The sequence below is a fragment of the Leptotrichia sp. oral taxon 223 genome (assembly GCF_013394795.1).
Classification (GTDB): Bacteria; Fusobacteriota; Fusobacteriia; order Fusobacteriales; family Leptotrichiaceae; genus Leptotrichia.
In genome coordinates this window covers 1,184,084-1,201,974 of sequence record NZ_JABXYU010000001.1, presented here as the reverse complement: position 1 = coordinate 1,201,974, position 17,891 = coordinate 1,184,084, and the positions used below count along the sequence as shown (strand labels likewise).

Below are 17,891 nucleotides of genomic sequence, written 5' to 3'. Positions count from 1 at the left end.
AGGAGCCAGTTCACTAGCTGCTTCTTCTTATGTCTCTGTTCAGGACAATGGGAAATGAATAGTAGGTAAAAGATTACAATGAACTGGAGTAAAAGTTATTCTGGAGAAAAAGCTAACAAGGGCACACGGAGGATGCCTAGGCAACAGCAGCCGATGAAGGACGTGATAAGCTGCGATAAGCCGGGAGTAGACGCACATAGTCGTTAATCCCCGGATTTCCGAATGGGCAAACCTGCATATCTGGAGGATATGCGTGAAAACGGTAAGCCCGCGAACTGAAACATCTAAGTAGCGGGAGGAAAGGAAAGTAAAAACGATTCCCTGAGTAGCGGCGAGCGAACGGGGAGAAGCCTAAACCGTGCCAGCGCCAAGCGGACAGCGTTGCTGGCACGGGGTCGTGGGACTTCCATTAACGGATTGTCATAATGTTTAAGCCATATGCATGTAAGCGGAATCAGCTGGGAAGCTGAACCAAAGAAGGTGAAAGTCCTGTAGGGCGTGAAGCGCATATGGCGACTGGAAGCACCCGAGTAGCGTCAGGCACGAGGAATCTGGCGTGAATCAGCGTGGACCATGTCACGCAAGGCTAAATACTGCTGTTGACCGATAGTGGAGAGTACCGTGAGGGAAAGGTGAAAAGAACCCTGAGCAAGGGAGTGAAACAGAATTTGAAACCGTGTGCCTACAAACGGTAGGAGCACTTTATGTGTGACTGCGTGGATTTTGGTTAATCATCCTGCGAGTTATGATTGGTGGCAAGGTTAATAAAGCGGAGCCGAAGGGAAACCGAGTCTCAATAGGGCGTTAAGTCGCCAGTCATAGACGCGAAACCTAGTGATCTAGGCCTGTCCAGGCTGAAGCTGAGGTAAGACTCAGTGGAGGGCCGAACTCACCGCCGTTGAAAAGTTGGGAGATGAGGCAGGTCTAGGGGTGAAAAGCCAATCGAACTAGGAGATAGCTCGTTCTCTCCGAAATGCATTTAGGTGTAGCCTTGACGCCAAGATATGCGGGGGTAGAGCACTGTATGGTCTAGGGGGCGTACTGCTTACCGAAACCAAGCAAACTTCGAATACCGTATATTGATCGTCAGGAGTGAGTCCATGGATGACAAGGTCCATGGACGAGAGGGGAACAGCCCAGACCGCCAGCTAAGGTCCCTAATTATGTCTAAGTGGGAAAGGAGGTGGATGTTCACAGACAACCAGGAGGTTGGCTTAGAAGCAGCCATGCCTTGAAAGAGTGCGTAACAGCTCACTGGTCGAGAGCATCTGCGCCGAAGATGTAACGGGGCTAAGACATAAACCGAAGCTGCGGAGGCGTGTCCACACGCCTGGTAGGAGAGCGTTCTGTAGGCCGTCGAAGGGACGCCGCAAGGCTTCCTGGAGGCATCAGAAGCGAGAATGCAGGAATGAGTAGCGAGAAGGCGGGCGAGAATCCCGCCGGCCGGAAGTCCAAGGTTTCCAGGGGAAGGTTTGTCCGCCCTGGGGAAGTCGGGACCTAAGCATAAGCAAAACTGTGATGGCGAATGGAAAACAGGTTAATATTCCTGTACCACTATTATCGCCCGAGAGACGGAGTGACGCAGGAAGGTATGTGGGAAGGCTGACGGAATAGCCTTTCCAAGGGCGCAGCATGGACACGCAGGCAAATCCGCGTGTCTAAATGTGAGACCTGATGGGGAAGTGCATTGGCATAAGCCACAGATCCTACACTGCCGAGAAAAACTTCTATCGATGAGAAATAGTGCCCGTACTGTAAACCGACACAGGTGGACAGAGTGAGAAACTTGAGGCCGACAGGATAACTCTAGCTAAGGAACTCTGCAAAATAGCCCCGTAACTTCGGGAGAAGGGGTGCCTGACATACCTGAGGGGAGAAACACCTCAAGGGGAAACAGGCCGCAGTGAAGAGTCCCAAGCAACTGTTTACCAAAAACACAGGTCTATGCTAAGCCGGAAGGCGACGTATATGGGCTGACACCTGCCCAGTGCCGGAAGGTTAAGAGGAGGATTGAGAGATCCGATTTGAAGCCCCGGTGAACGGCGGCCGTAACTATAACGGTCCTAAGGTAGCGAAATTCCTTGTCGGGTAAGTTCCGACCTGCACGAATGGTGAAATGATTTGGGAGCTGTCTTGGCTGGAGACCTGGTGAAGTTGTAATGCCGGTGAAGATACCGGCTACCTGCAGTAGGACGGAAAGACCCCGTGGAGCTTTACTGTAGTCTGGCATTGGGTTCTGGCTGTGTGTGTATAGGATAGTTGGGAGACTGTGAAGCCTAGGCGTCAGTCTTGGCTGAGTCGCCGTTGGAATACCAACCATATGCCGCCGGAATTCTAATCTGGTGACGGAGACAGTGCTAGATGGGCAGTTTGACTGGGGCGGTCGCCTCCAAAAGAGTAACGGAGGCGTTCAAAGGTTCCCTCAGGCTGGATGGAAATCAGCCTAAGAGTGCAAACGCATAAGGGAGCTTGACTGCAAGACTGACGGGTCGAGCAGGCACGAAAGTGGGAGTTAGTGATCCGGCGGTCCCGTATGGAAGGACCGTCGCTCAACGGATAAAAGCTACCCCGGGGATAACAGGCTGATACTTCCCAAGAGTCCATATCGACGGAAGTGTTTGGCACCTCGATGTCGGCTCGTCTCATCCTGGGGCTGGAGAAGGTCCCAAGGGTTGGGCTGTTCGCCCATTAAAGAGGCACGCGAGCTGGGTTCAGAACGTCGTGAGACAGTTCGGTCCCTATCCACTGCAGGCGCCTGAATACTGAAAAGTTCTGACCTTAGTACGAGAGGACCGGGTTGGACAGACCTCTGATGTACCAGTTGTCACGCCAGTGGCATGGCTGGGTAGTCACGTCTGGAACGGATAACCGCTGAAAGCATCTAAGCGGGAAGCCGGCTTTGAGATGAGTGTTCGCAGTATCCATGGAGAACACATGGCTGATAGGCCAGGGGTGTAAGTGCAGCAATGCATTCAGCTGACTGGTACTAATATTACATCCGCTTTTTAATTAATCTTTTACTACTACTATTTATTTCTCATTGTCTTAACTTGACAATTTAATTTTTAAAGTTTGGTGATGTTAGCAGCAGGGATACACCCGGTCACATTTCGAACCCGGCAGTTAAGTCTGCTTACGCCTACGATACTTGGATTCGTCCTGGGAAAATAGGCAGTTGCCAAACTTTTTTTCTTTTGTGTGTCTCCGTAGCTCAGCCGGTTAGAGCATCTGACTGTTAATCAGAGGGTCGTTGGTTCGAGTCCAACCGGGGACGCCACTTTTTTTTTGTGAAAATATCATAAAGATTTAAAGAAAAAAGACATAGAGTATTGGACAGTATATTAATAAATGATACTATTCTAAATATCAAGATAGTAAATTACTGCAAGAATATTGTTAACTAGACAAGAAAACTTTGTTTAAAAAGGTTTTTTGTCTTTTTTTGTTTTCAGGAAAGGAAATTCGTACTTTTTAATGGTGTTTTAAATTTAATAGTTTTACTATAGAAAACATATTACGAGTAAAAAGTTTTAATTTCTTTTTAAATATTATGTAATTCAGAATTTATTAAACATTCGTTTTTTTATGGAGAATAATATTAGTAAAAAATTTAGTTGTTTGAAATAGAGGAAAATGGTATAATTTTGTGAATAAAAAATATGGATAGAGGTTAGTTTATGTATGATTTTACAGCTTGTATTGTTACTTATAATACGGGACAGGAAGAATTGAGGAAAATTATCGGGTGTTTTCAGAAAATAAGGCTTAGATTTAAGCTGTGGATCTCTGATAATTCTGAAAAGGATGAATTGAGAGAGTTAATAGAAGGGTTTTTAGATGATAGGATTGAGTATATTTTTAATAATTCGAATGATGGGTTTGGAACGGGGCATAATGTTGTTATTAAGAAATTAATCGAGGGGGAGGTGGAGTCGGAATTTCATTTGATGGTGAATGCGGATGTTTTTTTTGAGGAAAATACTATTGAAAAAATTGTTGACTATATGAGGGGAAATAGGAATATTGGGCAAATTGGCCCGAAAATATATGGACTTGATGGGAAAGTGACAAAGTCTTGCAGGTTATTGCCGTCACCTGTGAATTTGATATTTAGGAGATTTTTACCACTGAAGTGGATTGTTGAGAAGTTGGATTATGATTATGAGATGAAATGGTATGATTATAAGGAAATAATTGATGTTCCGATTTTGTCGGGGTGTTTTATTTTTGTACGGACAGATGTTTTGAAAGAAATTGGCGGGTTTGACAAGAGGTACTTTATGTATATGGAGGATTATGATTTGTGCAGGCGGATTGGGCAGAAGCATAGGACTGTTTTTTATCCGAAGGCAGAAATAATTCATGAGCATGGGAAAGCCTCTTATAAATCTCGAAAAATGATGATGTTGCACGTAAATTCAGCTATAAAGTATTTTAATAAGTGGGGATGGTTTTTTGATAAGGAGAGAAAAGAGAAAAACAGGGAATGTATGATAAAATATAAAAAATAAATTATAATAAAAATTATTTTGTATTTATTTGAAATAAAGGTGATTTAGACAGGGAGACTTTTGAGAAGGAGTTTTTTGTCTTTTTTGTCAATTTGATTTTATAGAAGTTAGAGAATGTTTTGGAATTTTTTTGAATAAAAAAAATTGGTTGATTTTATATGAAAATTAGTATAAAATATTTGAGTATATGTTGTAAAATTGTTTTAAATTTTTACAAATGGAAGGGATAATTTGAAAAAGGAGAAAAAATTATGAAAAAAAAGATTTTTTTAAGTGCAGTTTTGTTTGTGCTGGCTGGAAATATCGTATTTGCTGCAGGGGGAAATCAAGAAATACCAGGTACTCAGCAAGTTGAGGTTACAGCGAGTGAAATTCGGCAAAAGAAAGGAGATATAGAGGGTAAAGCTGAGGTTGAGGTGAAAAGTTCTAGAAGGGGGAAATTAAACAGATTTATTTCTAAGGTAAGAGGAAAAAGCTGGAAACTGGTTTGGGATGATGAATTTAATGGAAATCAGCTGGATGGTACGAAATGGGCTTACTGGGAAAATGGAAATCCTTGGAATGCAGGAAATTATTTGGATGAAAATGGGAATTTAGTTAATCAGTATGGATTTAATGCAAAGCAGTATTATTTGAGAGATAATGTTAAAATTGAAAATGGGAATATGATTATCACATTGAAAAAGGAAACAGATAAAAAAGTAAAAATAGATGGTGTAGATAGAAAGATTTTATATAGTTCTGGAGCAATTCACACAAGAAACCTCTATAATGTGCAGTATGGGAAAATTGAAATGAGGGCGGCTATGCCTAAAGGGATTGGGACTTGGCCTGCGTTTTGGCTGTGGCCTGAAGGATATTCTCAAGCTACGGGAGGGCCAGCAGTTGGAGAGATTGATATAGTTGAAACTGATGGTGGTGAGATGAACCGTGTTACAGGGACAGTTCATGTTCTAAAAAGTGACAATACTTATGAATCCTTTGAGGGTAATGACTATAAAATAGGTAAATGGTCTAAGGAAAAATTGACTAACTTCAACACTTATGCAGTAGAATGGGATGACAAGGAAATAAAATGGCTATTTAACAACAAAGTATATAAGAAATTCTCTTACAAGGAACTGGAAAGAAAAGGGCTGCAAAATCCATTTAAACAGCCTTATTATATAATGATAAATGTGGCATTGAGTGAGAAAACAGGAGGAGACGGGGATGTGGATTTTCCGACAGAAATGAAAGTTGATTATGTAAGAGTTTATCAGAAAAAATAATTTAATTTGATTGGTACAGATAGAAGTGATTTAGGCAGGAAGGCTTTTGAAGAGAAGTTTTTTTCTGCCTTTTTTTGTAAAAGAAAAAAGCTATCTCAGTTAAGAAATAGCTAATTTTTAGATTATTTTTATTATTCAAAATTTATTCAAAATAATTTTTGTTTTTATCAAATTTCTGCTGAACTTTGTCTTTTTCAGAAATTGTCAGTTCATCAGGATTTATTCCAAATTCTTCAAATTTCCAGTCGATGTTTAAAGTTTTGTCACTCCATAAAAGCCCGCTGTCGTATTCTGGAGCATATAAGTCAGTACATCTGTAGACGAACTCTGTTTCATCTTCTAGAGTTAGAAAGCCGTGTGCAAAGCCTTCTGGAACGTAGAACATCAATTTATTTTCGGCAGATAGTTTTACTGCATACCATTTTCCAAAAGTTTCGCTGCCTTTTCTTAAGTCAATTGCCACATCGTAGACACTTCCTTTTATTACTCGTACTAATTTTCCCTGAGTGTGCTTTGTCTGGAAATGAAGTCCACGTAAAACGCCTTTTTTGGATTTTGAGTGGTTGTCTTGGACAAAGTTCATTGTAAGTCCTAATTCTTCAAAGGATTTCTGGTTGTAAGTTTCCATAAAAAATCCTCTTTCGTCACCAAAAACTTTTGGTTCAATTATTACTAAACCTTTTATTGGGGTTTCCTTTATTGTAAAATTATTCATTGATTTTCTCCTTTTTTAAAAAATATAAATTTGATTATTTGTTTTTGTACATTTTTTCATAATATTTTTGATAATCTCCTGAAACTACTTCATTTACCCAGTCCTGATGTTCCAAATACCATTTTACAGTTTTTCTGATACCTGTTTCAAAGTCTGTTTCTGGATACCATCCCAAATCCCTTGCGATTTTTGAAGGGTCGATGGCATATCTCATATCGTGTCCAAGCCTATCTTGAACATAGGTAATTAAATCATAATTTATATTTTGCAAGTCAGTTTTTAAAACTTTTTTGTATTCATCGTTATTTTCTATTTCTTCTTTTAAAATGTCGATAACCAGTTTTACAATGTTAATATTTTGCTCCTCGTTGAAGCCTCCGATATTATAAATTTCGTAAACATCAGCATTTCTTAAAACTAAGTCGATTCCTTTGCAGTGATCTTCCACATAAAGCCAGTCCCTTACATTGTCCCCTTTTCCATAAACTGGCAATTTCTTGCCTTCCAGCACGTTTTTAATCATAAGCGGGATTAATTTTTCCGGGAAGTGGTAAGGGCCGTAGTTGTTTGAACATCTTGTGATGTTTATTGGCATTTTGTAAGTTTCACCGTAGGCGATTACGATGTGATCTGCGCTCGCTTTGGAAGCTGAATATGGACTTCTTGGATCAAGTGCAGTTTTTTCTGTGAAGAAATTTTTTCCATAAGTCTTTAAATTTGTTCTGTTTTTTACAACTTTTTTTACTTCTTCATCGTTAATTACCAGGTCAATCGCTGTGCCATAGTCTTTTGACAAGCTTCCGTAAACTTCATCTGTGGAAACTTGTAAATATTTTACGCCATCTTTGTAAATTGGATAACCATTTTCATCTTTTGCAACAGTCCATGCTCTTTTAGCATTTTCCAAAAGATTTTGTGTACCAAGAATATTTGTTTCCAAAAAGATTTGTGGATTTTCGATGGAACGGTCAACGTGTGATTCGGCTGCAAAGTTTACAACAAAATCAATTTCATTTTCAGAAAAAATTCTAGCAATTTCCTTTTGGTCACGAATATCAACTTTTTCAAATTTTACTCTTTCATCTTTAATTTCGTGGGCAATCGTGCCTAAATTTCCCGCATAAGTTAGCACATCCACAACAATTACCCTAATCTCTTCATTCCTGTATTTTCTTAAAATGTACTTTAAATAGTTGGCGCCGATAAAGCCTGCGGCACCTGTCACTAAATACGTCTTCATTTTTCCTCCTAATTAATTTACTGTAAAATTTACAGTTTTTTTATTTATCATCACCAATTAAATTATACAATTTTTTTTGATTTTTTCCAATAAAAATTACTAAGATTTTATCAAAAGTAAAAGTTGGAGCAAAAATAGACTTGACATAATTAAAAATGACTATATAATTATAGTAATAAGTGTTTTAATCAAAATTTAAAAAATATTAAGGGATGTGAAAAAATGCGTGTAATTATTTTGAAGAATGCTGATGAAGTTGCAAAGTGGAGTGCATACCAAATAGCTAAGAAAATATTGAAATTTAAGCCTTCAAAGGATAAGCCTTTTGTGCTGGGGCTTCCTACTGGCTCTACACCGCTTGCGACTTATAAGGAATTAATAAATTTATATAATGAAAAAATATTGTCATTTGAAAATGTCGTAACTTTCAATATGGATGAATATGTGGGGCTAAAGCCGGAAGATCCGCAAAGCTATCATTATTTTATGAATGAAAACTTTTTTAAGCATATTAATATAAAAAAAGAAAATATAAATATTCTAGATGGATGTGCCGAAGATTTGGAAAGGGAATGTCAGGATTATGAGGAAAAAATAAAAAAGGTTGGCGGTATCCAACTGTTTTTAGGTGGAGTTGGAGAAGATGGGCATATAGCATTTAATGAGCCAGGTTCGTCGCTTTCTTCGCATACACGTGACAAGGATCTTACTTACGACACAATTTTGGCAAATTCCAGATTTTTTGGCAATAACATTGAAAAAGTGCCAAAGCTGGCCTTGACAATAGGCGTAGGAACACTGATGGAATCAAAGGAAGTTATGATTCTTGCAAATGGCTATAAAAAGGCTCGTGCAGTTTATCACGGGGTAGAAGGCGGAGTAAACCATCTCTGGACAATTTCAGCTTTGCAGCTGCATAGAAGAGCTGTTCTAGTAATTGATGAAATGGCAGTTTCCGATATAAAGGTTAAGACGTATAGGTATTTTAAGGAAATTGAGGCTAAGAACTTGGATTTGGAAAAATATAAAAAATATTTAATAGAATTAGCAAAGTAGAAAGGAATTGTTGAGATGATTATAAAAAATGCAAAGATATTTGATGGGGAAAAGTTTATTGATGAAAATGCTGTTGTTTTGGATGGAAAATTTATAAAGAAAGTAACGGATTTTTCATTGATTGATGAAAAAGAATTAGAAAATCAGGAAGTGATTGATACCAAAGGGATGATGCTGTCGCCGGGGTTTATTGATTTGCAGATTAATGGATGTGGAGGAGTGCTGTTTAATGATGATATTTCGAGAAAGACGCTTGAGATAATGAATGAAACTAACAAGAGATATGGATGCACTTCATTTCTGCCTACACTTATAACTTCGCCTGATGAGAAAATTGAAAGGGCTCTGAATCTTATGAAGGAAATGAAAGATAAGGAGGAAATTGGAGTTTTGGGACTTCATATTGAAGGACCTTATATAAGCGTTGAAAAAAAGGGGATTCATCGTCCTGAATACATAAGAGTTTTATCTGGTGAAATGATAGAAAAAATAGCGGATGCAGGAACTGAAGTTACAAAAATAATAACAATTGCACCTGAAAAGGCTAAAATTGAACATCTCGAAAAATTGAAGAAAGCAGGGATTAATATTGCTGTAGGGCATACAAATGCGACTTATAAGGAGTGTATGGAAAAAAAGGAATATTATAACTGTGGAACTCATTTGTATAATGCAATGAGAGGGCTGGGGTCAAGAGAGCCTGGAGTAGTAGGATTTTTGTTTAACAATGATACGACAAACTGCGGAATAATAGTTGACGGGCTTCATATGGATTTTGCTTCTGTGGAAATTGCTAAGAAAATCTTGAAGGACAGACTTTATCTTGTGACGGATGCGGTTAGTCCTGCTGGAACTGATAATATGACGGAATTTATGTTTGAAGGGAATCGAGTTTTGTATAAAAATGGAAAATGTGTTTCGCCAGAAGGTACTTTGGGAGGTTCAGCGCTTGTTATGATTGAGGGGATAAAAAATCTTGTGGAAAAGGTGCATGTTTCGCTTGAGGAAGCACTTAGAATGGCTACTTCCTATCCTGCTGAAGCTGTGGCTGTGGATGAAAAATACGGATTTATAAAGGAAGGATATTTTGCGGATTTGACATATTTTGATGATAATTTTAATGTCAAGGGAACTGTAAGCAAGGGAAATTTAACAAGATATGAATAAATTAAATTTAAAGTTGTGACTATTTTATTAAAATCTTAAATTTATTTAGCCTTAATTAGTTCAATATAAAAAATGCAAGCACAGCAGAACGATTTTAAAGCTGAGATTAAAAGTCTTGAATTTATCCAACTGGAACAAGTCCGATTTTGAATATAATACAGGGCGTATGTGATAAAATTTAAAATTTTTAGAAAAAATTTTTAAAAATCTAAAAATATGATAGAAAAATTTGAAAAAAAATACTTTTTTTGTTATACTTTAATTGAAAAAAAGATTTAAGTTTTTAAATTTATAATTTTGTTCAATTTTAAAGTTGGATTACTATGTGTAAAATGGCAGAGATTTTCTGATTTTAAGAAAATCTGAAAAATAAAATATTTATATTAAGGAGAAAAAAATGGGAAAATTGAATTTTAATTATCAATTTGCAAAAAATTTTTTTAACGAAAACGAATTAAAACAGATTAAACCGTATGTAGAGCTGGCAAATGAGGTGCTGACTTCAAAGACAGGAGCAGGAAATGATTTTTTAGGATGGGTTGACTTGCCTGAAAATTATGACAAGGATGAATTTGCCAGAATAAAAAAGGCAGCTGAAAAAATTAAAAGTGATTCAGATGTCTTAGTTGTAATTGGAATTGGAGGATCGTATTTAGGGGCAAAGGCTGCAATCGAGTTTTTATCGCACAGCTTTTACAACAACTTGCCAAAAGATAAAAGAAAGACTCCTGAAATTTACTTTGCAGGGACAAATATGAGCGGTGTTTATTTGCAGCACTTAATCGAAGTTGTTGGAGACAGGGATTTTTCAGTAAACGTAATTTCAAAATCAGGAACTACGACTGAACCTGCGATTGCATTCAGAGTGTTCAAAAAAATGCTGGAAGAAAAATATGGAAAAGAGGAAGCTGCAAAAAGAATTTATGCTACAACAGACAAAAAGCGTGGAGCATTAAAAACGCTTGCTATAGCTGAAGGATACGAAACTTTTGTTGTACCTGACAATGTTGGAGGAAGATTCTCTGTATTGACTGCAGTGGGACTTTTACCAATCGCTGCGGCTGGAATTAACATTGATGACTTGATGGCCGGGGCAAAAGATGCAATGAATGACTTTGCAAACAAAAATATGGATGAAAATCAGGCTTTACAGTATGCGGCTGTTAGAAATATTTTACACAGAAAAGGTAAGCACTTGGAACTAATGGTAAATTATGAGCCAAGAGTTCATTATTTGGCAGAATGGTGGAAACAGCTGTTTGGAGAATCTGAAGGAAAAGACGGGAAAGGATTGTATCCAGCTTCGGCAGATTTTTCGGCAGACTTGCATTCATTGGGGCAATATATTCAGCAAGGGCAAAGATTATTCTTTGAAACAGTAGTTTCTATCGGAAAACCTGAAGTGGAATTTGTCATTGAGAGTGACAAGGATAATCTTGACGGACTAAACTTTATCGCTGGAAAAACATTGGATTACGTAAACAAAAAAGCTACTGATGGAGTAATACTGGCACACGTTGACGGAAATGTACCTAATTTGGGAGTAAACATTCCTGAAGTAACTCCTTACCATTTGGGATACACATTCTACTTCTTTGAAAAAGCGTGCGGAGTAAGCGGATACCTTTTAGGTGTAAATCCGTTTGATCAGCCTGGAGTGGAAGCATATAAGAAAAATATGTTTGCGTTATTAGGAAAACCAGGATATGAAGAAGCTGGAAAAGAATTGGAAAAAAAATTAAATGAAGTAAAATAATTGTAGCAGGGGGGTATTTTTGGAATGCCTTGTCTTGTGATTTTATTTTGGCTTGATTTTACATAAGTTTGAAAAGATTTTAATAAAAATAGATAAATTGAAAAATTAATTTAGTTGAGAAAGAAGGTGGCTGATTTGGGATATTTTTTCAAGTCGCCATCTTTTATTGTTTATTTTGTGAACTTTGGAAAGGATGTAGAGAATGACAAAGGAAAATTTGTGGAAAAATTATAACGATGAACAAAAGAAAATAATTTTTGATTTCGCTGAAGGCTATAAGAAATATTTGGATTCTGCAAAAACAGAGCGGGAATTTGTAGATATAACAGAAAAAGAGCTGAAAAAAAATGGCTTTGTCAGTATTAATGAAAAAAGTGAATTGAAAAAAGGGGATAAGATTTATTTTAATAACAGAAATAAAAATATCATTGCAGTAATTGTTGGAAATGATATAAAAAGCGGAATTAATATGATAGTTTCCCATGTGGATTCCCCAAGACTGGACTTAAAGCCTAATCCAATAATGGAGGATGAGGAATTTGCGCTGTTAAATACGCATTATTATGGTGGAATAAAAAAATATCAATGGGCAGCAACTCCGCTAGCGTTGCATGGTGTTGTCTTCTTGAAAAATGGAGAAAAAGTTACACTTTCAATTGGGGAAAAAGATGACGAACCTGTATTCAGTGTGCCTGATATATTGCCGCATCTGGCGTATAATGTTCAGGATGACAGAAAAGCAAGGGAAGTTATTAAAGGCGAAGAATTAAAACTGCTATTTGGAAATATGCCTTTAAATGATGAGAATGTGAATAAAAAAATAAAGCAGTTTGTGCTTGATAAACTGGAAAAGGATTACGGAATAAAGGAAGATGACTTCTTTACCGCAGAGCTGGAAGTAGTACCTGCTGGAAAATTAAGGGATGTGGGGCTTGATAAAAGCATGATTGGAGGATATGGGCAGGATGACAGAATTTGTGCATATACTTCGCTTAGAGCCTTGTTTGATGTGAAGGAAACTGAAAAAACTGTTATGATTTATTTGACAGACAAGGAAGAAATCGGAAGTGAAGGTTCTACGAGCTTGAAGTCAACATTGCCTGAATATATTGTTGGGAAAATGCTCCTGCTTACGGAAAAGAATTACAATGACCAGATATTGAGGGAAACCTTGTGGAATTCCAAGGCATTGTCATCAGACGTTACGGCTGCATTAAATCCTGTATTTAAGTCGGTTCACGATATGGAAAATGTGGCACGGCTATCTTATGGGTTGGCATTTGCAAAATATACGGGAAGCCGTGGAAAAGTCATGGCAAATGATGCTGATGCGGAAATTATTCAGGAAATAAGACAAATATTTGACAAAAATGATATTAAGTACCAATCTGGAGGATTTGGAAAGGTAGACGAAGGCGGGGGAGGAACAGTTGCTAAGTTCTTGGCTTACTATGGAATCAGAACGATAGACGCAGGGCCTGCACTTATATCAATGCATTCCTTGTTTGAAATTTCATCAAAAGCTGACTTGTATGAAACATATAGGGCTTACAAAGTATTTTTTGAGTTAGATTAAAGAATGAGTAGATAATTAGGAGAAAAAAATGGGCTATAAAATTGTAATTTATAAGGACAACAAATTTTATAAGGAAGAGAACTTAAAACAGAATTGGGAAAATTTTATATACAAATGGGGAAATGTTGAATCAGGAAGCTATTTTTTTGAAATAAAAAATGAGGAGACAGACGTTATAAGCGGTGTAACTTATAGCCATACTGCTCCATTTGCAAAAAGGTTTGAAGCTGTAGTGGATGAAAACTTGCCGCCGAAATCAATAACTGGATTTCAAAAGGGAATAGATATTTACGTGGAGTATTGCCCGTCGAAAAGGACGATTTCATTGACAAAAATGAAATTTTACAGAATGAACTTGAATATTGCTGATTTTGGACTAGAAAAAGCGGATAAAGTTGAAATTGCCGGAAATTTTAATAACTGGAAGCCTGATACTGAGCCGATTCATCATTTTGAGGGGACAAATTATGAAGTAATACTGGCTTCACCTGAAGGCGTTTATGAATACAAATATCTGATTGACGGGAAATGGTATCCTGAAAATGAAAATAAAAAATTGATAATTGGAGAGAATGGGGCGTTGTTTCCGCAAGGGGATTTGGGAACTGGAAAATTTGTATATGAAGCAATTGATAAAAATACGAATTTGAAGGCTATCGTGCATAATTATGATAGCTTGCAATATTTTAACAAGCTTTCAGATAATGAATATGAGTTTAAAATAAGAACTCAGATGAATGATGTGGAACGAGCTTATATTAGTGTTGTTTTACATGAAGAAGATAATTATGAGATGATTTATGAGCTGGAAAGGTATCAGGATAAGACAAACGGATTTGATTATTTTGAAAGAATAATAAATTTTGGTAAAGAGGCAAAAAAACTTTTGTATTATTTTATTCTTGAAGATAACGGCTCAAGAGCGTATTTTAACGGAAAAACATTGAGTTACAGCAAGCCAAAAAGATTAATTGTAAATACAACTTCTAAGGATATACAGCTATTTGATGTACCAAACTGGGCAAAAGAGGCAATTTGGTACAATATTTTCCCAGACAGATTTTACAATGGAAATCATTACAATGATCCAATTTTCAATGAATTTGGGCCGGAAGCATTTAAGCCGAACAGGCTTCACGAACAGAACTTCATAGAGGACTACAAATGGGAAAAAAGCAACAATGTAATCAGCCAGTTTGACAGAAACCGATGGACTGCCGATTTTAGGGAGCAGGTAGTCTGGGAAAAGCTGGGAGAGCGTGAAATTGACTACAGCTTGAAATATGCCAGAATGTATGGTGGAGATTTGCAGGGAATAAAAGAAAAAATACCATACATGAAGGAACTCGGAATTAATGCCGTATGGCTAAATCCAGTGTTTTTCTCATATCAGAACCATAAATACGGGGCAAATGACTTTAGGCATATTTCACCAGACTTCGGGACGATAAAGACAAGTGGAAAAACTCATGATGTGGAAATTAATAAAAATAATAAATACGGGAATAAATCGTATGTGGATGTACTGGGAAACAAGGCTTCGACAAGTAGCGAGCTAAAACTTCTGGAAGTAAACCTGAATGGTGAAAATCGTGGAAAAAATGGCTATGGGGAAACAGAAGATCCATCAACTTGGGTGTGGACGGAGTCAGACTTGATAATGGTGGATTTGATAAAGGAATTTCATAAAAATGGTATCCGTGTAATATTTGACGGGGTTTTCAATCATAGCAGCAGTGAACATTGGACATTTAATATGGTGCTTGCTGATGGGGAAAATTCTAAATATAAGGACTGGTATAAATTTACGGATTTTGGCCAGCATGTGCCAATAACTGATGAAATGAGCAAGGAGCAGGCATACGAAACTCTTATTGCAAATAGAAAGAGGACTATTTACAACGCTTGGGGAGGATTTGACTCGTTGCCTGAATTTAACTCGTTTAATCAGGAATATAAAGAATATATTTTTAATATTACGAGAAAATGGATGTATGGGCCTGACGGAAAAGAAAGTGAAAACTGGATGGAAGATGACGGGATAGACGGATGGCGTCTTGATGTGCCAAATTGCCTTGAAAATCAGAACTTCTGGAATGAATGGCGTGAAGTTGTAAAAGGCAGCAAGACAGATTCCTATATAACTGCCGAACTTTGGGGAAATGCCGCAGGCGATATTAACGGGGGAAATAAATTTGACACTGTAATGAATTATGAATGGTTAAAAACAGTTATTGGATTTTTCATTAACCAAAGCCGTGAAGGTGGCGTAAGATATAAATTGAAGGCACAGGACTTTTTCAACGAGCTTCGAGAAAAACGAACTTGGTATCCGTATCAGGCATTGCAGGCGAGCCAGAACTTAAACGGTTCACATGATACCGACAGACTTTATTCAAGAATTGTAAATGATGTGATTGGAAGAAATCTGGAGGAAGGAAAACAGCTGGAAAAAGGCTATAACGGAATTCGTCCAGACTTGGCTTCAAACTATCATCCAAACACAACAATAGACTGGCGAAACAGCCCAATTAAGCCAAAAGATATATTAAAATTAATCTCAGTATTCCAAATGACATATATTGGAGCACCAATGCTGTTTTACGGTGATGAAGTAGGAATGTGGGGAGCAACAGATCCATATTGCCGAAAACCGATGTTATGGAAGGAATTTATGTACGATGATGAGAAAAATCCGTCACACATTAACCAGAATGAAGTTTACCAGCAAAAAGTTGACAGCGATTTATTTGAATGGTACAAAAAGTTAATAAGAATAAGACTGGAAAATAAAACTCTTGTTTATGGTAAATTCAGGGAAATATTCGCTGATAATGACAGGGAAATAATTGTATACGAAAGAGTAATTGAAGATCATACAATTATTGTTATAATAAATAATTCATTTAACAGCTGGGAAAACGTGGAATTTGAAACAAATTATCAAGATGAGAGATTTATCGACCTGGTAACGGAAGGCAGAACATTCAGAACAAGTTCAACTGGAAAAATCAAGCTGAGCTTGAAAGCCAAGGAAGGAATGATTTTGCGAAAAGTTAGGATAGATGGAGATTACGAATAAGTAACATTGTAATGTGAAAAATATATATAAAAAATTAAGGAGCTGAATTTATCGGCTCCTTGTTTTGTATATATAATTGAAAAAATGGAAAATAAAAAAACAGTCCACGAGAAAGAGGTATATGGACTGCCTTTTATGACCAATTTTTTTCTTCGATTGTGATATATGAAAAGATTAATAATAATATTAACAATGTAATTATAACAAATTTTTTTTGAAAAATCAATACGTTGAGAATAAATTTTTTGCTGCACTTGATTTGACAATACCCCTTTATCTAACAAAAAAATGATTTGGGAAATAAAAGGAAAGTGTGATAAAATGAATATAGAAGATAGAAGGTTAGGAAGGGAAAATAGGATAACCGAAAAGGAAAAAATAAATAAATTTATTAAAGAAAGAAGAATTTCTATGGAAAAAAAGGATTTTAGGAAAATAAAGATAGTTATGTGTGATATAGATGGGACACTTTTGACAGATAATGGGATTGTTTCACCAAAAACATTGGAAGTGATTAGAAAAGTTACAGAAAAAGGGATTTTATTTGGGCTTTGCACGGGAAGAGATATGCATAGTGTAAAGGAGCTTGTGAAAAAATGGGGAATTGCGAAATATGTGGATGTGATTGTGGGAACTGGAGGTTCTGAAATTTGCGATTTTACAAAAAATGTTGAGAAAATTGCCTATCCGCTGGCTGGGGAGTTTATAAAGGACATTATAAAGCATTATGAAGATTTGGATGTGAATTTTGTTGTGCCGGATAAGGGAGTTTTGTGTGTTCCTAAGGATGATGAGCATATTAGTCTTTTGGCGGAGCTGGATGGAGTGAAATACAAAGTGCTTGATTTTGAGGAATTTTTAAAAGAGCCACGTCAAAAACTGATGATAATGACAAATTCTGAAACAATGAAAGATGTAATTGAAAGAAGCAAAACCTTTAAAAATGAAAAATATAAATCAGCTTCATTAAAAACGGCAAGTGTGCTTTATGAATACATGGATCCAAGAGTTTCAAAAACTTATGGATTGCAGCAAATCCTTGATTTACATGACTTGTCAATGGAAAATTTATGTGTATTCGGTGATGAAGATAACGACTATGACATGGTAAAAAACGCTGGAATTGGAGTCGTTATGGGAAATGGAAGCAAACTTACGAAAAGTGTGGCAGATTTTATTACGGAGGATAATAATAGTGATGGGATTGGGGTGTTTTTGGAAAGATATATTTTATGAGAGATTCAAAATTGTTTTAATATTTAATTTTATGATAAGGACAAGTTGGAATGGAAGATGAATGTAAACAATTAGAGCAACTGAAGAAGATTGTTCAAAAATATTATAAAAAAGAGGATTTTCAAGATTTTATTATGAAATTAAATCAAGAAATAGTTGATGAATTGGTAAAAAAGAATTTGATGGAGGCTTGACTTTTTAATTTTTAGAAGGTATAATGAAAATATAAAGGATCGTTCTATATTATGCTTATAAAATTGGGTTTATATAGACTGTATTAA

At 36.7% G+C, this 17,891-nt stretch carries 11 protein-coding genes, 1 tRNA gene and 2 rRNA genes; 12 read left to right on the top strand and 2 right to left on the bottom strand.

The window, feature by feature from the left end:
* The first annotated feature begins 105 nt into the window (after positions 1-105).
* From HW275_RS05945 to HW275_RS05925, 5 genes are all read left to right on the top strand, one after another.
* A 23S ribosomal RNA gene (locus tag HW275_RS05945) occupies positions 106-3,010 on the top strand.
* 61 nt (positions 3,011-3,071) lie between these two features.
* Positions 3,072-3,184 (top strand): 5S ribosomal RNA (gene rrf, locus HW275_RS05940).
* 16 nt (positions 3,185-3,200) lie between these two features.
* A tRNA-Asn gene (locus tag HW275_RS05935) sits at positions 3,201-3,277 on the top strand.
* A 400-nt stretch (positions 3,278-3,677) separates the two neighbouring features.
* Complete coding sequence (locus tag HW275_RS05930; protein WP_178935671.1) at positions 3,678-4,511, top strand: glycosyltransferase family 2 protein; 834 nt, start codon at positions 3,678-3,680, stop codon at positions 4,509-4,511.
* 251 nt (positions 4,512-4,762) lie between these two features.
* The gene (locus HW275_RS05925; RefSeq protein WP_178935670.1) at positions 4,763-5,782 is read left to right on the top strand and encodes a family 16 glycosylhydrolase; all 1,020 of its coding nucleotides are present in this window, start codon (positions 4,763-4,765) and stop codon (positions 5,780-5,782) included.
* A 142-nt stretch (positions 5,783-5,924) separates the two neighbouring features.
* Here the strand turns inward: HW275_RS05925 and rfbC are convergent, their stop codons facing one another.
* Both rfbC and HW275_RS05915 read right to left on the bottom strand, forming a co-directional pair.
* Positions 5,925-6,497, bottom strand: a complete 573-nt coding sequence (gene rfbC, locus HW275_RS05920) for a dTDP-4-dehydrorhamnose 3,5-epimerase (RefSeq protein WP_178935669.1) — start codon at positions 6,495-6,497, stop codon at positions 5,925-5,927.
* 34 nt (positions 6,498-6,531) lie between these two features.
* The gene (locus HW275_RS05915) at positions 6,532-7,737 is read right to left on the bottom strand and encodes a dTDP-glucose 4,6-dehydratase (RefSeq protein WP_178935668.1); all 1,206 of its coding nucleotides are present in this window, start codon (positions 7,735-7,737) and stop codon (positions 6,532-6,534) included.
* 222 nt (positions 7,738-7,959) lie between these two features.
* On the opposite strand from HW275_RS05915, the gene nagB reads away from it, so the two are divergent.
* From nagB to HW275_RS05880, 7 genes are all read left to right on the top strand, one after another.
* Positions 7,960-8,793 carry a glucosamine-6-phosphate deaminase gene (nagB, locus tag HW275_RS05910; RefSeq protein WP_178935667.1) on the top strand — a complete coding sequence of 278 codons (834 nt, stop codon included), beginning with the start codon at positions 7,960-7,962 and terminating at the stop codon, positions 8,791-8,793.
* A gap of 15 nt (positions 8,794-8,808) precedes the next feature.
* Positions 8,809-9,960: an N-acetylglucosamine-6-phosphate deacetylase gene (gene nagA / locus HW275_RS05905; RefSeq protein ID WP_178935666.1), complete on the top strand. Its 1,152-nt coding sequence runs from the start codon at positions 8,809-8,811 to the stop codon at positions 9,958-9,960.
* A 397-nt stretch (positions 9,961-10,357) separates the two neighbouring features.
* Complete coding sequence (locus tag HW275_RS05900; RefSeq protein ID WP_178935665.1) at positions 10,358-11,716, top strand: glucose-6-phosphate isomerase; 1,359 nt, start codon at positions 10,358-10,360, stop codon at positions 11,714-11,716.
* 202 nt (positions 11,717-11,918) lie between these two features.
* The gene (locus HW275_RS05895; RefSeq protein ID WP_178935664.1) at positions 11,919-13,292 is read left to right on the top strand and encodes an aminopeptidase; all 1,374 of its coding nucleotides are present in this window, start codon (positions 11,919-11,921) and stop codon (positions 13,290-13,292) included.
* Positions 13,293-13,320: 28 nt separating this feature from the next.
* On the top strand, positions 13,321-16,374 hold the full coding sequence (locus HW275_RS05890) for an alpha amylase N-terminal ig-like domain-containing protein (protein WP_178935663.1): 3,054 nt from the start codon (positions 13,321-13,323) through the stop codon (positions 16,372-16,374).
* 321 nt (positions 16,375-16,695) lie between these two features.
* Positions 16,696-17,610, top strand: coding sequence for an HAD family hydrolase (locus HW275_RS05885; protein WP_218975104.1), 915 nt, complete (start codon positions 16,696-16,698; stop codon positions 17,608-17,610).
* A 50-nt stretch (positions 17,611-17,660) separates the two neighbouring features.
* Complete coding sequence (locus tag HW275_RS05880) at positions 17,661-17,804, top strand: hypothetical protein (RefSeq protein WP_178935662.1); 144 nt, start codon at positions 17,661-17,663, stop codon at positions 17,802-17,804.
* Positions 17,805-17,891 lie beyond the last annotated feature (87 nt).

Excerpts from the sequence above, each read along its gene's own strand:
- HW275_RS05890 (WP_178935663.1), top strand. The coding sequence starts at position 13,321 with ATGGGCTATAAAATTGTAATTTATAAGGACAACAAATTTTATAAGGAA.
- HW275_RS05885 (WP_218975104.1), top strand. The coding sequence starts at position 16,696 with ATGAATATAGAAGATAGAAGGTTAGGAAGGGAAAATAGGATAACCGAA.
- HW275_RS05880 (WP_178935662.1), top strand. The coding sequence starts at position 17,661 with ATGGAAGATGAATGTAAACAATTAGAGCAACTGAAGAAGATTGTTCAA.
- rfbC (WP_178935669.1), bottom strand. The coding sequence starts at position 6,497 with ATGAATAATTTTACAATAAAGGAAACCCCAATAAAAGGTTTAGTAATA.
- HW275_RS05930 (WP_178935671.1), top strand. The coding sequence starts at position 3,678 with ATGTATGATTTTACAGCTTGTATTGTTACTTATAATACGGGACAGGAA.
- HW275_RS05915 (WP_178935668.1), bottom strand. The coding sequence starts at position 7,737 with ATGAAGACGTATTTAGTGACAGGTGCCGCAGGCTTTATCGGCGCCAAC.
- HW275_RS05900 (WP_178935665.1), top strand. The coding sequence starts at position 10,358 with ATGGGAAAATTGAATTTTAATTATCAATTTGCAAAAAATTTTTTTAAC.
- HW275_RS05895 (WP_178935664.1), top strand. The coding sequence starts at position 11,919 with ATGACAAAGGAAAATTTGTGGAAAAATTATAACGATGAACAAAAGAAA.
- HW275_RS05925 (WP_178935670.1), top strand. The coding sequence starts at position 4,763 with ATGAAAAAAAAGATTTTTTTAAGTGCAGTTTTGTTTGTGCTGGCTGGA.
- nagB (WP_178935667.1), top strand. The coding sequence starts at position 7,960 with ATGCGTGTAATTATTTTGAAGAATGCTGATGAAGTTGCAAAGTGGAGT.
- nagA (WP_178935666.1), top strand. The coding sequence starts at position 8,809 with ATGATTATAAAAAATGCAAAGATATTTGATGGGGAAAAGTTTATTGAT.